This window comes from Pseudomonas fluorescens, assembly GCF_902497775.2.
GTDB classification, from domain to species: domain Bacteria; phylum Pseudomonadota; class Gammaproteobacteria; order Pseudomonadales; family Pseudomonadaceae; genus Aquipseudomonas; species Aquipseudomonas putida_F.
This window is the reverse complement of record NZ_OZ024668.1, coordinates 3,086,913-3,099,327: the sequence shown is the minus strand read 5'-3', so window position 1 is coordinate 3,099,327 and position 12,415 is coordinate 3,086,913. Positions and strand designations below refer to the sequence as shown.

12 protein-coding genes are annotated in these 12,415 nt (G+C 64.6%); 7 read left to right on the top strand and 5 right to left on the bottom strand.

All coding sequences use genetic code 11. The annotated features are described in order from the left end of the window. The first annotated feature begins 56 nt into the window (after window positions 1–56). Together F8N82_RS14235 and F8N82_RS14230 are read left to right on the top strand one after the other, a co-directional pair. Window positions 57–1,148 carry a DUF3616 domain-containing protein gene (locus tag F8N82_RS14235; RefSeq protein WP_038995936.1) on the top strand — a complete coding sequence of 364 codons (1,092 nt, stop codon included), beginning with the start codon at window positions 57–59 and terminating at the stop codon, window positions 1,146–1,148. A gap of 76 nt (window positions 1,149–1,224) precedes the next feature. After that, on the top strand, window positions 1,225–2,085 hold the full coding sequence (locus F8N82_RS14230) for a LysR family transcriptional regulator (protein WP_038995935.1): 861 nt from the start codon (window positions 1,225–1,227) through the stop codon (window positions 2,083–2,085). Here F8N82_RS14230 and F8N82_RS14225 read toward each other — a convergent pair. Continuing rightward, entirely contained in the window at window positions 2,082–2,759 is a 678-nt protein-coding gene (locus F8N82_RS14225) for an ankyrin repeat domain-containing protein (protein WP_038995933.1), read from the bottom strand. The two genes, F8N82_RS14230 and F8N82_RS14225, sit on opposite strands and share 4 nt — an antisense overlap. A gap of 83 nt (window positions 2,760–2,842) precedes the next feature. Here F8N82_RS14225 and F8N82_RS14220 point away from each other — a divergent pair, with 83 nt between their 5' ends. Continuing rightward, window positions 2,843–3,718, top strand: coding sequence for a LysR substrate-binding domain-containing protein (locus F8N82_RS14220; RefSeq protein WP_038995932.1), 876 nt, complete (start codon window positions 2,843–2,845; stop codon window positions 3,716–3,718). A gap of 15 nt (window positions 3,719–3,733) precedes the next feature. Here the strand turns inward: F8N82_RS14220 and F8N82_RS14215 are convergent, their stop codons facing one another. Continuing rightward, complete coding sequence (locus F8N82_RS14215) at window positions 3,734–4,927, bottom strand: GGDEF domain-containing protein (protein ID WP_052251533.1); 1,194 nt, start codon at window positions 4,925–4,927, stop codon at window positions 3,734–3,736. Between the two features lie 153 nt (window positions 4,928–5,080). Between F8N82_RS14215 and F8N82_RS14210 the strand changes: the two genes are divergently transcribed. The 4 genes from F8N82_RS14210 to F8N82_RS14195 all read left to right on the top strand — a co-directional run bounded on the left by F8N82_RS14210 (window position 5,081) and on the right by F8N82_RS14195 (window position 9,237). Next, window positions 5,081–5,968, top strand: coding sequence for a LysR substrate-binding domain-containing protein (locus F8N82_RS14210; RefSeq protein WP_038995931.1), 888 nt, complete (start codon window positions 5,081–5,083; stop codon window positions 5,966–5,968). A gap of 93 nt (window positions 5,969–6,061) precedes the next feature. Continuing rightward, window positions 6,062–7,174 carry an agmatine deiminase gene (gene aguA / locus F8N82_RS14205; RefSeq protein ID WP_038995930.1) on the top strand — a complete coding sequence of 371 codons (1,113 nt, stop codon included), beginning with the start codon at window positions 6,062–6,064 and terminating at the stop codon, window positions 7,172–7,174. 41 nt (window positions 7,175–7,215) lie between these two features. After that, a complete protein-coding gene (locus F8N82_RS14200; RefSeq protein WP_052251659.1) occupies window positions 7,216–8,268 on the top strand; it encodes an extracellular solute-binding protein in 1,053 nt (350 codons plus the stop codon). A 132-nt stretch (window positions 8,269–8,400) separates the two neighbouring features. Then, on the top strand, window positions 8,401–9,237 hold the full coding sequence (locus tag F8N82_RS14195) for a 5'-nucleotidase, lipoprotein e(P4) family (protein WP_038995928.1): 837 nt from the start codon (window positions 8,401–8,403) through the stop codon (window positions 9,235–9,237). Between the two features lie 71 nt (window positions 9,238–9,308). Here the strand turns inward: F8N82_RS14195 and F8N82_RS14190 are convergent, their stop codons facing one another. The 3 genes from F8N82_RS14190 to F8N82_RS14180 form a co-directional block, all read right to left on the bottom strand. Next, on the bottom strand, window positions 9,309–10,145 hold the full coding sequence (locus F8N82_RS14190) for a bifunctional allantoicase/(S)-ureidoglycine aminohydrolase (protein WP_010225345.1): 837 nt from the start codon (window positions 10,143–10,145) through the stop codon (window positions 9,309–9,311). A gap of 107 nt (window positions 10,146–10,252) precedes the next feature. Beyond that, the gene (locus F8N82_RS14185; RefSeq protein ID WP_038995927.1) at window positions 10,253–11,452 is read right to left on the bottom strand and encodes an amidohydrolase family protein; all 1,200 of its coding nucleotides are present in this window, start codon (window positions 11,450–11,452) and stop codon (window positions 10,253–10,255) included. A 121-nt stretch (window positions 11,453–11,573) separates the two neighbouring features. After that, window positions 11,574–12,260, bottom strand: coding sequence for a GntR family transcriptional regulator (locus tag F8N82_RS14180; RefSeq protein WP_038995926.1), 687 nt, complete (start codon window positions 12,258–12,260; stop codon window positions 11,574–11,576). Window positions 12,261–12,415: the final 155 nt, after the last annotated feature.

The window sequence follows — 12,415 nt, the reverse complement described above, 5'->3', positions numbered from 1 at the left end:
ACAGCCACTAGCCTTTACCCATCTTCGCGTCACCCCCTCAACGCAGGAGAGCCCCCATGAGCAAGCCAGCCAATACCCTGATGCTGCGCTTTGATCCGGCATTTGCGTCATTGCGCGACGGCCTTTCGGTTGCCCTGCAGATCGGCGACACGCTGTGGCTGGCCAACGACGAAACCACCAGCCTCGAACGCCTGATCATCCAGCCCGCAGCATTGGGTGAGGCCGTAACGTGCGATGAGCACCACTCCTTCCCGCTCATGAAGTACCTGACCCTGCCCATACCCGATCCAGACGCCGAGATCGACATCGAGGGCCTGGCCTATGCCCCTGACGGGGGGTATCTCTGGGTCGTCGGCTCCCATAGCCTCAAGCGCAAGAAGGCGGATGCCGATAAATCTGCGCAGAAGAACATCAAGCGCCTGTCGAGCGTAGAGGCTGACGGCAATCGCTTTCTGTTGGCGCGCCTCCCTGTGGTGCAGCAGAACGACAGCTATGTGCTCGCCGACAAGGTGGATGGCGATGGACGTACGGCGGCGCAGTTGCATGGCAATGCGCTCGGCAACGACCTGACCGCACAAATTGCCAAGGACGATCAGCTACGCGACTTTCTGCGCATCCCGGGCAAAGACAATGGTTTCGACATCGAAGGGTTGGCCGTCATCGGCTCGCGCCTGCTGTTGGGGCTGCGGGGGCCGGTGCTGCGCGGCTGGAGCGTGCTGCTGGAGCTCGAACCTGAACCCGATGGCGACTCCACCGACACCCTGGTGCTGAAGAAGATTGGCCCGGATGGGCGCGGCTACCGCAAGCACTTCTTCGCGCTCAACGGCCTGGGGGTGCGAGACCTGTGCAGCAGTGGCGACGACCTGCTGATTCTGGCGGGGCCGTCCATGGACCTGGACGGCCCGGTCACCGTGTTCCGTTGGCGCGGCGGCTTCGCGGCCGATGAAGAGCAGGTAGTGTTTGCCGATCAATTGGAGAGGGTGCTGGAGGTACCGTTCGGCCAAGGCGACGACCATGCAGAGGGCATGTGTTTGTTCACGTCGGCTGAGGAGGGGAGTGAGCTCTTGCTGATCGTCTACGACGCCGCCGCGCAGCGTCGTAAACACGGCGACCGGAGTGTGGAAGGGGACCTGTTTACCCTCAGTTAGCGGCGGCTGCGCGGTATTGAAATCGCTTTTACCGCTACACTATGGCTACCACCATCGAAAAAACCGATACCCCCTCATGCGCTACTCCCCAGAAGCCCTCCAAGCCTTCGTCGAAGCCGCCGCCCTGGGCTCCTTCTCCGCCGCCGCCCGCAAGCTGCGCAAAAGCCAATCCACCATCAGTGCCGCAATCGCCAACCTTGAGGCCGACCTGGGCGTCAGCCTGTTCGACCGCCAAGCCCGTCAACCCGTGCTCACTGAAGCCGGGCGCAAGGTGCTCGGCCATGTGCAGGAGATTCTCGCCGCCAGCGAGCGCCTGGACCAGTTGAGCATCCGTCTGGCGGACAAGGTCGAGCCGCGGCTGACCATCGTGTTTTCCGACATGCACCAGCTCAACCCGGACAACCGGGTGATGCAGTTGTTCGAGCAGCGCTACCAGGACATCGAGCTGGAATGCATGATCGCCGAGGCCGGTGATGTGCTGAACTTGCTGCAGAGCGGCCGTGCGCATCTGGGCATGCTCGCTGCGCAGCCCGGCTACCCGCCGGATGTAGCCGCCACGCGGTTGGCGGCGCAGGCGCAGATGGGGATCTTTGTTGCCAGCAATCACCCACTGGCGCAGCTTGAGCAGCCGACCCAGGCGCATCTGGCTGGGCATCGTCAGTTGTACTTGAACACCTACACCGACAGCGAGAATAAACCCCAGGGGCGGGTGTGGTCGGCACCGGATTATCTGATGCTGCTGGAGATGACCGAGGAGGGCTTTGGCTGGGCCGAGTTGCCCCACGGCCTGGTCAGGCAGTACGGCCATGGTCAGCTCACTGAGCTGAAGCTGCGCGGTTGGCCACGGCCGATTGCGGTGGATGTGGCCTGGTCGAAGCTGACCCCGCCGGGGCCTGCCGGGTTGTGGTTGCTCGATCGCTTGCTGGAGAGCAGTTAGGCGCGGGCGCCGGCCTGTTCCAGCAAGGTCTGCATTTCTTTGTAACCCCGCTGCCGCGCATGCTGCAGCGGCGTCACGCCTTTTCCATCGGCCAGGTTCACATCCGCCCCGGCCTTGATCAGCTCACGCACGATCTCGACATGCCGTTGGCCGCCGTCGCCGAGGATGATGGCCTCGAGCAGGGCGGTCCAGTGCAGTTTGTTGACGTGATCAACCGCCACACCCGCGGCGATCAGCAGGCGCACGGTGTCGACGTGACCGCGTTCGGCGGCCGGTATCAGGGCGGTGCCGCCGTAGCGGTTGGTGCTGGCCAGATCGGCGCCGTGGGCCAGGGTCAGTTTGAGGATGTCGTTGTGGCCTCGGGCGCCGGCGTACAGGTAGGGGCTGTCTTCGATCGAGTCTTTGGCGTTGACGTCGGCGCCGGCGTCGATCAGTACCTTGGCGGCGTCGACCTGGTTGTTGTGGGTGGCCAGCAGCAGCGGGGTGCGGCCCATGTTGTCGCGGGCTTCAAGCGTGGCGCCCTGGTCGAGCAGGCTGCGTACCTGTGCGGCCTGGCCGTGTTCGGCGGCGCTGCGCAGTTGGCTTTCGAGGGTGCCGCCGTCGGCACTGGCGGTCAGCGATGTGAGCATGGCGAACACCACGGCAAGGTGAGTGGACAGGCGTTCAAGGAGCATAGCGGGACCTCCTGGTAGGCGATTGCTCGCTGGGTCGGGCCATGTTAAAAGTCGAACTCCTTATTTAGAAGTTAAATAAAAGCATGTCTGTCAGTGAAAAATCGAATAGGCCGCTGTTCGACCTCGACCTGTTGCGCGCGGTGGTGATGGTCAGTGATTGCGGCAGCTTCACCACGGCGGCGGCGCGCCTGCACTCGACCCAGTCGACGGTCAGCCAGAAGGTCCGCCGGCTGGAGGAGATGGTCGGGCACAAGCTGCTCGAACGCGGCAACCGCGACGTGCTGCCCACTGACGCCGGGCAGACGCTGCTCGGTTACGCCCGGCAGATGCTCGCCTACAACGATGAAATGCTTGAGGCGATGTCGGGCGCCACCGTGGCGGTGACCGTGCGTTTGGGCGTGCCCGAGGACTTTGCCGCCGGGCGTACCACCCATCTGCTCTCGACCTTCAACCGCAAGCACCCGCAGGTCAAGCTGGAGGTCACCAGCGGCCTGTGCCGCGACCTCAGCGCCAGCTACGACAACGGTGAGCTCGACCTGATTTTGCTCAAGCAGCGGCGCAACAGCCGTGAGGCGGTGGCTTGCTGGCCAGAGAAACTGCAATGGATCGACAGCGCCAAGAACCCTGCCTTCGACCAGGACCCGGTGCCGCTGGTGACCTTCCCGCCGCGCGGCCTGTACCGCGACGACATGATCGGCGCCATCGAGCGCATGGGCCGCCGTTGGCGCATCAGTTTCACCAGCTCCAGCCTTAGCGGCCTGCAGGCGGCAGTGGCCAACGGCATGGGCATCAGCCTGTTGCCGCTGCGGGCGGTCACCGCCGAGCATTTGCAGCTGACCTCGGAACACGGCCTGCCGTCGATCGATGCCATGGAGGTGGCGATCATTCATCGGCCGACCGCCGACGCCATGGTCAAGGAACTGGCCGCGGAGCTGGCGCGCACCCTGGCGAGCGAGTAAGGCCCAGGCACGCCCTCAGCGCGAATCGGCAGGCGTGCCGCTCGGCAGCCATCTAGCCGGCTGGTACAAGTGCACGCGATTACGGCCCTGGTGTTTGGCGGCATACAGGGCGTTGTCGGCCTTGGACAGCAAGCGCGAAAGGTCATGCGCGCCAGGGCCGCGGGCGCCGACGATGCCGATGCTGACGCTGAGAAACCCCGGTTCCAGCATCGGTTGCGCGTAGAAGCTGTCACAGATGCGTTGCGCCACCTGGCGTGCCGTCTGTTCGTCGGTATTGGCCAGCAGGCAAGCGAACTCTTCGCCGCCGATACGGGCGAAGACATCCTCCTGACGCACACTGTTGCCGGCGACCTGGGCGAAGGACATCAGGGCCTGATCGCCGGTCTGGTGGCCGTGGGTATCGTTGAGGCGTTTAAAGTGATCCAGGTCGCAGAGCAACAGCGCCACCGGCTCGCCACGGCGGGCACAATCGCTGAGCAACTGTGCGCCCCGGCACATGAAGGCGCGACGGTTGCCGATGCCGGTCAAGGGGTCGGCATAGGCGGCGGCCTTGAATCGCAGTTCGGCGCGCTCGCGGACCATGGCCAGGGTCACGTAGGCGATGCCGATGGCAAACAGCATCGATTCGAACAGCATGAACGAGAAGAACCCGGTGCCGCGGCCGTTGCTGGCGATTGCTTGCTCCAGGGACACGCCGTGGTCGGCGAAGGTACGCACGCAGTAGGTCGCGGTATGCCCCAGCAGCAGGATCAGTGCTGGCAGGTGGGCGACTTCCAGGCGCTTGCGGTCGCGCCATAGCTCCAGTACCGCCAGGCAGCCGTAGCCGGCGGTGAGCATGGAGTAGACCGTCACGCGCAGGCCCAGGTCGTCGGCAAAGCCTGGCGTCAGCGACCAGGCGAACCAGAACAGGGCACCGGCGAAAATCCCCGGCAGGTGCGGCGGGCGGCCGCTGAACACGCGCATGCTGGCCCAGTTCAACGCCGCACTGAGCAGCAGCACCATGTTGCCCAGCACCAGGGCGATGAAGTCCGGGGCACTGCCGCGCAGGCTGATCAGCGCCGTGCCGAAGGCGGCAAGCAGGAGCATGCTGCCCAGGTAACCGAGGGTCTGTTCACGTACGCCTCGGCTCCAGGCATGCAGGGTCAGCAGGCCCATCAGGGCGAAAATGAAAACCGCTACCAGCAGCAGGGTGGGGATGCTCAGCAGCACGTGTATCGTTCTCCGCAGATGGCCTTGCGGCCAACCGGCCAGTGCCGGTTTTCAGCGGCATGCTAGCCGAGCACCTGTCACTTTGCCAGCAGCGCTGCCTGCGGGCCAGGGTTCGGTTATGCTGCGGGCCGATCTCATTGCTGCGAACTGCCCATGCCCAGACTGCCTTCGCTGACCGCCTTGCGCACCTTCGAGTGCGCTGCCCGCCATGGCCATTTTGGCCGCGCCGCCGCCGAGCTGTGCGTCACCGACAGCGCCGTCAGCCATCAGATTCGCCAGCTCGAAGAGCAACTGGGGGTTGCGCTGTTCGTCCGCGAAGGGCGCCAGGTGCGGCTGACCAGCGAAGCAGGGCGCCTGCTCCAGCATTTGCAGCAGGCCTTCGAGCTGATCGGCAAGGCCTGCGACGAGCTGCGCGACCCGGCCTCCCAGGCGGTACTGCGCCTGGCGGTAACCGCGGAGCTGGCGCAAAAGTGGCTGGTGGCGCGCCTGGCCGATTTCAGCAGCCGCTACCCGCATATCACCCTGCACCTGCATGAGCAGCCGATCGATGCCGGGGCGCCGGCCGCCGATATCGACCTGGCGATCACCTATGGCACCAGTTCGGTGGATGCCAGCACCCACTTCGTCCGGCCCTTGCCGTTGTTGCAGTTCTTCCCGGTGTGCAGCCCTGGGCTGTTCAACCTCGGCGGCCTCAAGCGCCCGCGCGACCTGGTGCGCCACTGCCTGCTGCACGACGACCAGGACGGCAAGACCTGGACCGCCTGGCTCGCCACCCATGCCGACGATGCCCAGCCCGGGCGCCAGCTGTACTTCCCCCATGCGGCCCTGGCGCTGGAGGCGGCGGCCTTGGGCCAGGGCGTGGCCATGGGCGACAACCTGACCTGCCAGGCCGACCTGGTCAGTGGCCGCCTGGTGCGCCCGTTCAATGCCAGCGTCACGGCGTTGGGGCAATACGCGCTGGTGTGCGAGCGCCTGCGCCTGGAGCGCGGCGCGGTGGCTGACTTCATAGAATGGTTCACCACTCAGATCGCCGAACCGTGAATTGAACTCATCAATCGCTTAGATTTCATCGTTGGAAGCCTCGGCCGGGGCGGCGTAGCGTGCAGCTATCCCCACCCACCGCAGAGGTTGCTCATGGCGCGTTCACTTACCACCACTCCCAAGGCCGATGGTTTCCGCCTGCCCGGCGAATTCGAGAACAAAGCCGGTTGCTGGCTTGGCTGGCCGGAGCGCCCGGATGTGTGGCGCAACGGCGCCAAGCCTGCGCAGAAAGTCTGGGTCGATATCGTCAGTGCCATCGCCTCCAGCGAGCCGGTCACTGTCTGCGCCTCCGCCGCCCAGTACGCCAACGCCCGACGCCTGTTGCCGGCGCAGGTGCGGGTGGTGGAAATGACCTGCAACGACACCTGGTTCCGCGACAGCGGCGCGGTGTTTGTGGTCAACGATGCCAGCGGCGAAGTGCGCGGCGTCGACTTCGAGTTCAACGCCTACGGCGGCCTCGATGGCGGCCTGTACTACCCCTGGGACAAGGACGACCAGATCGCCCAGAAGATCCTCGAAATCGAAAACCTCGACCGCTACCGCGCGCCGCTGGTCGCCGAGCTCGGCGGTATCCAGAGCGACGGCCAGGGCAGCGTGCTGACCACCGAACAGTGCCTGCTCAACCGCAACCGCAACGCCCACCTGGGCAAGGCTGAAGTCACCCGGCGCCTTGAGGAATACCTGGGCGCCGAGCAGGTGATCTGGCTGCCGCGCGGCTGCAAGTTCGACGAGACCGACGGCCACGTCGACGACCTGGCCTGCTTCGTGCGCCCCGGCGAAGTGGTGCTGCAATGGACCGACAACCGTGACGACCCGCAGTGGGAAATCTACCAGGAGGCCTACGACATCCTGCGTAGCACCCGCGACAGCCGCGGCCGCGAACTCAAGGTGCACAAGCTGCCGCAGCCGGATGTGCTGGAATGGACCGCCGAAGAAGCCGCTGGGCTCGACCAGGTCGACGGCACCCACCTGCGCCAGGCCGGGACCAGGATCTGCGCCTCGTACATCAACTACTACGCCGGCAACTCGGCCATCGTCGTGCCGCTGTTTGGCGACCGTAACGACAAGGTGGCCCAGGCCACTCTGGCCGAACTGTTCCCCGGCCATCGAATCATCGGCATCGACAATTCGCGGGAGATTCTGCTCGGCGGTGGCAACGTCGCCTGCATCACCATGCCGCAATACGCCGGAGTAAAAATCTCATGAGCCTGCGCGCCTGTGGCCTGGCCGTAGCGCTGGCGTGCGGTATGACGCAGGCGCTGGCTGCCAGCAATGAGCAGCCGACGGTCAACCTGTACATCTGGGGCGAGTACCTGGCCCCGGATACCCTGAGCAACTTCGAAAAAAGCACCGGCATCCGCGTGGTGGCCGACCACTTCGACTCGCTGGAAACCGTAGAGACCAAACTGCTGACCGGGCGCAGCGGCTACGACCTGGTGCTGACCGCCGGCCAGCACCTGTCGCGGGCAATCAGCAGCGGTGCCCTGCAGACGCTGGACAAAGCCCGCCTGCCGCACCTGGCTGGCATCGGCGAGGAGTTCCGCCAGCACATGGCGGTGTACGATCCGGGCAACCGCTATGCCGGCACCTATGCCTGGGGCACCACCGGCTTCGGCTACCAGCAGCAGGCCCTGGCGGCGCGCCTGCCCGAGGCGCCGACCGACAGCTGGGCGATGCTGTTTGATCCGCAGGTGGTGTCGAAGTTTGCCAGTTGCGGGGTGAGCCTGCTCAACGACCCCAACGAGGTGTTCGCCGCCGCCATGCGTTACCTCGGGCTGGACATCAACCAGCAACGCATCGAAGACCTGCGCCAGGCCGAGGCCTTGTTACAGAAGGTGCGGCCGTACATCCGCTACTTCGACAACGACCGCAACATCAACGACCTGGCCAATGGCGAAACCTGCCTGGCGATGTCGTGGAACGGCAACGTCGCCATCGCCCAGAACCAGGCGCGCCAGGCCAACAAGGCCATCGACCTGACCTTCAGCATTCCCCGCGAGGGCACGCTGATCTGGCTCGACGCCCTGGTGATCCCCAAGGACGCGCCGCACCCGGAGGCGGCGCTGGCCTTGATGGACTACCTGATGCGCCCGGAGGTGATCGCGCCGATCACCGACAACATCCAGTACGCCAATGCCATCAGCGCCGCCGATGCCCTGGTCGATCCGGCCATCCGCAATGCTCCCGGCACCTATCCGCCCGCCGAGGTACGGGCGCGCTTGTACAGCAAGAACGACAACAGCAAGGCCTTCAACCGCGAACTGACCCGCGCCTTCAGCCGGCTCAAATCGGGGACCTGAAGCCGGCCAAGATGCGCGGGTGCGCCACATTGTTGCGCCTGCGCGTCGCGGCGATTGTGGCGCCTGCCGGCGTGCGGTATGAGTAGCCGACTCCCGTCGCCCAAGAGCGGGAGATCACAAGGAACGCCCCGAATGCCTCAGCTCAAGAACGCGATCTCCCTGGCCTTGCTGTTGCTGGCCACGCCCCTGGTCCATGCGCAGACCGCCACCAACCCCGAAGCCGCCGTGCGCTCCAACCTGCTGGTCGATGCCGTGGCCTGGCGCCAGACCGCGGCAGAATTTCGCGCCCTGTATTACCAGGGTTTCAACGTCGCCAAGGCGCGTCTGGACCAGGCCCTGGCCAACCAGAAGCCAGGCGACAAGAAGCCTGCGATCATCAGCGATATCGACGACACCATCCTCAGCAGCAACACCTACTGGGGCTTTCTGATCGGCCAGGACAAGGAGTTCTTCGATGACGCGGTGTGGGACCGCTGGGTCGCCGCCAATGGCCCGACCCTGACCCCGGGGGCGCTGGAGTTCCTTGAGTATGCCAAGTCGCGCGGCGTGGAGATCTTCTACGTTTCGAGCCGCGACCAGGGCGACAAGACCTACGAGTACGCGCTCAACAACCTGCGCACGCTCAAGGTGCCGTACGCCGACGAAGCCCACGTGACCATCCTGCGCGAGAGCTCGAACAAGGAGCCGGCCCAGCACAAGATTGCCGAGCAGTACAATGTGCTGCTGATGCTCGGGGACAACCTCAACGACTTCGAGCGCAGCTTCTACGTCGACAAGGTCGACCAGCGTGCGCAACGGGTGGACGCCAGCCGCAGCAAGTTCGGCGGCCAGTACATCATCTTCCCCAACCCCACCGACGGCCATTGGCTCAAGGCCATCTTCGGCGAATCGGAACCGGCCGATACCCCGGCCAACCGGGCGAAATTCCGCGAGGCGGCAGAGCAGGGCGCCTGGAAACCGGCTAGCTGATTCACCGAAGCCATAAGCAAAAAATCCCGCAGGCCGTGTGGCCTGCGGGATTTTTCATGCAACCGTGAAACTTAGCGCTGCGGGTTGAGCACCAGGTTCATGTGACGGTTTACATCTTTGTACAGCAGGTAGCGGAACGGGCCCGGGCCGCCGGAGTAGCAAGCCTGCGGGCAGAAGGCACGCAGCCACATGAAGTCACCGGCTTCGACCTCGACCCAGTCCTGGTTCAGGCGGTAAACGGCTTTACCTTCCAGTACGTACAGGCCGTGCTCCATGACGTGGGTTTCAGCGAACGGAATCACGCCGCCTGGCTGGAAAGTGACGATGTTGACGTGCATGTCGTGACGCATGTCGGCCATGTCGACGAAGCGGGTGGTGACCCAGGCGCCGTCGGTGCCCGGCATCGGGATCGGCGCGATGTCTTTTTCGTTGGTGACGAACGCTTCCGGCAGGGCCAGGCCTTCAACCACCTGGTAGTGCTTGCGGATCCAGTGGAAGGTGACGTTCTTGGCGCTGTTGTTGCGCAGGCTCCACTCGGCTGCCGGTGGAATAAAGGCGTAGCCGCCTTCTTTGAGGGTGTACGGCTTGCCTTGCAGGGTGATGTCGATTTCGCCTTCGACCACGAACAGTACCGCTTCGGCGTTCTTGTCCAGCTCAGGACGCTCGCTGCCGCCTTCTGGCGCCACTTCGACGATGTACTGCGAGAAGGTCTCCGAGAAACCGGTCAGCGGGCGGGCGATGACCCACATGCGCATCTTGTCCCAGAACGGCAGGTGGCTGGTGACGATGTCACGCATCACGCCTTTGGGGATGACCGCGTAGGCCTCGGTGAACATGGCACGGTCGGTCAGCAGTTCGGTCTGTGCCGGATGGCCGCCGTGGGGAGCGTAGTAATTGGACTTCGACATGGAACACCTTCTGTCGTTGTTGTTCTGGGGTTTTGTGTTGCATCGCCCGGGAGTTGCCCTGGGCGATTGTCTTTCTCTGCGGCGCAAGCCGGCAGAAATGTGTTTGCTTAGCCGCTACGCACTTCGAAGTGCAGCGCCGGCGTTGGTGCAAGCAGCTGGCCGCGGCGTACCAGGCGCCGTTCGGCCGGCGCGGCGGCAACCGCGGCAGCGCCGTTGTCGGCCTTGAGCACGATGAAGGTCGCCTCGTTGCCTACCTTCAGACCGTAGTCGTTTTTGCCCAGCACTGCCGCCCCGGCCGTGGTGGCCATGGCCAGGGCCACATTCAAGTGTTCATCGCTGTAGAAGCCCGAGCGGTAGCCGATCAGCATGGCGCGCTGGAGCATGTCGGCGTTGCCGTAGGGCCACCAGGCATCGCGAATGTTGTCGTTGCCGGCGAACACGTTCACCCCGGCGGCGCGCAGGCGCAAAATCGGCGGGAAGCCATGATCGCCCGGGGCATTGGTCATGATCGCCACCCCGGCTTCAGCAAGGGTGGTGGCGGTGCGGGCCACTACCGCGTCGTCGACCTGGCCCAGGGCATAGGCATGGCTGACCGCGACGCGGCCATTGAGGCCGGCGGCACGGGTGCGGACGGCGATCCGTTGCAGTTGCTCGATGCCTTGCAGGCCGGGTTCGTGCAGGTGAATGTCGATCTTCACACCCTGACGCTCGGCAATGCCGAAGACCACATCCAGCTGACCGTCGGCGTCGCCGTCCAGGGTCGTGGGGTCGATGCCGCCGATCACATCGGCGCCTTCACGAATCGCCGCCTCCAGTACCTCGGCAGTGCCAGGGCAGGACATCACACCGGCTTGCGGGAAGGCCACCAGCTCGATATCGACGATGCCGCGCCATTTCTCCCGGGCTTCCAGCACCGCCTGCAGGTTGCGCAGGCCGGTGGTGGCGTCGACGTCGACATGGCTGCGCATGGCCACGGTGCCAACCGCTACCGCCTGGCGGATCAGCGCCTCGGCACGTTCGAGCATCGGTGGGGCAGCGGCCAGTTCGCGCTTTTCGATGGCCAGGCGTTCACGCAGGCTGCCAACCGCTTGATGCGGGTGCCAGCGGTCGCCGACAAAGCTCTTGTCCAGGTGGATGTGACCGTCGATCAAACCGGGCAGCACCAGGTGGCCGGCCAGGTCGATGACCTCGGCGCCGCTGCTGGCCGGACGTTCGCTGCCCAGGCTGACAATGCGCCCGGCGGCAACCGCAAGGTTGAGCGGGCTGCCATCGGCAGCAACAGCGTTGACGAATACACGATCGATCATTTTCCAGCCCTTTGCCTACTACTGATTCACACCCTATAGAAAGACTGCACCTATCCACAAATTAAATATTGGAATCGGTTGCAGTGGATTTCTGAATGCGAACCCCGGGCTTGGCGCTGGCTCAGCCCAGCAGGTGTTTGAGCGGGTGATAGTCGGCCTTGAGCGTTTGCGTGGCCTTGAGAATCGCCTCTTCGATACCGCGCAGGTGGGTGCATACCAACTCGATGGCAGCGGCCTGGTCACCGGCTTCGATAAAGCCCAGCAGGCGCAGGTGCTCGTTGCCGCGACAGGCTTCGTGACGTTCGTCATCCAGGGTCGAGGCGTACAGCGAGCCGCGTTCGATCAGCTTGCGGAACCAGTCGAGCAGCACCGGGTTGTCGAGCACTTCGGCCAGGCGCAGGTGGAACTCGCCGAGCAGCAGGACGTAACGGCCATGGTCGCCGGCGTCGGCGGCGGCTTCTTCTTCGGCAACGTGCTGGTGCAGCGGGGCGAGGAGGGTGGGGTCGGCGCGGCGGCACAGCTCGGTGACGATGCCGATTTCGATCAGCCGGCGGGTTTCGAACACCGAGCGGATGTCATCGTCGCTGGGCAGGGATACCCAGGCGCCCTTGTTCAGTTCGGTGGACACCAGGCCGTCGGCTTCCAGTTGCTTGAGTGCCGCGCGTACCGAAGTGCGACTGACCTTGAACAGCTCGGCCAACGACGACTCGCCCAGCTTCATGCCAGGGCGCAGGGTGCGTTTTCTGATGGCCTCGTGAACCCCTTGGTAGACGCGCTCTACCGTCGATGCGGGGTGTTTTTCCGTCATTACCAGCTCCGATATGCCTTGACCTTATAAGCATGCCGTAAATGAGGGCTGCTGTGCACCACTGATGGCCTCATCGCGGGTCAAGCCCGCTCCTACAGAAATCGCATCGAGCTGTGGGAGCGGGCTTGACCCGCGATACTTCTTGAATACACAAG

Excerpts from the sequence above, each read along its gene's own strand:
- F8N82_RS14235 (WP_038995936.1), top strand. The coding sequence starts at position 57 with ATGAGCAAGCCAGCCAATACCCTGATGCTGCGCTTTGATCCGGCATTT.
- F8N82_RS14230 (WP_038995935.1), top strand. The coding sequence starts at position 1,225 with ATGCGCTACTCCCCAGAAGCCCTCCAAGCCTTCGTCGAAGCCGCCGCC.
- aguA (WP_038995930.1), top strand. The coding sequence starts at position 6,062 with ATGGCGCGTTCACTTACCACCACTCCCAAGGCCGATGGTTTCCGCCTG.
- F8N82_RS14190 (WP_010225345.1), bottom strand. The coding sequence starts at position 10,145 with ATGTCGAAGTCCAATTACTACGCTCCCCACGGCGGCCATCCGGCACAG.
- F8N82_RS14225 (WP_038995933.1), bottom strand. The coding sequence starts at position 2,759 with ATGCTCCTTGAACGCCTGTCCACTCACCTTGCCGTGGTGTTCGCCATG.
- F8N82_RS14210 (WP_038995931.1), top strand. The coding sequence starts at position 5,081 with ATGCCCAGACTGCCTTCGCTGACCGCCTTGCGCACCTTCGAGTGCGCT.
- F8N82_RS14185 (WP_038995927.1), bottom strand. The coding sequence starts at position 11,452 with ATGATCGATCGTGTATTCGTCAACGCTGTTGCTGCCGATGGCAGCCCG.
- F8N82_RS14220 (WP_038995932.1), top strand. The coding sequence starts at position 2,843 with ATGTCTGTCAGTGAAAAATCGAATAGGCCGCTGTTCGACCTCGACCTG.
- F8N82_RS14180 (WP_038995926.1), bottom strand. The coding sequence starts at position 12,260 with ATGACGGAAAAACACCCCGCATCGACGGTAGAGCGCGTCTACCAAGGG.
- F8N82_RS14200 (WP_052251659.1), top strand. The coding sequence starts at position 7,216 with ATGACGCAGGCGCTGGCTGCCAGCAATGAGCAGCCGACGGTCAACCTG.
- F8N82_RS14195 (WP_038995928.1), top strand. The coding sequence starts at position 8,401 with ATGCCTCAGCTCAAGAACGCGATCTCCCTGGCCTTGCTGTTGCTGGCC.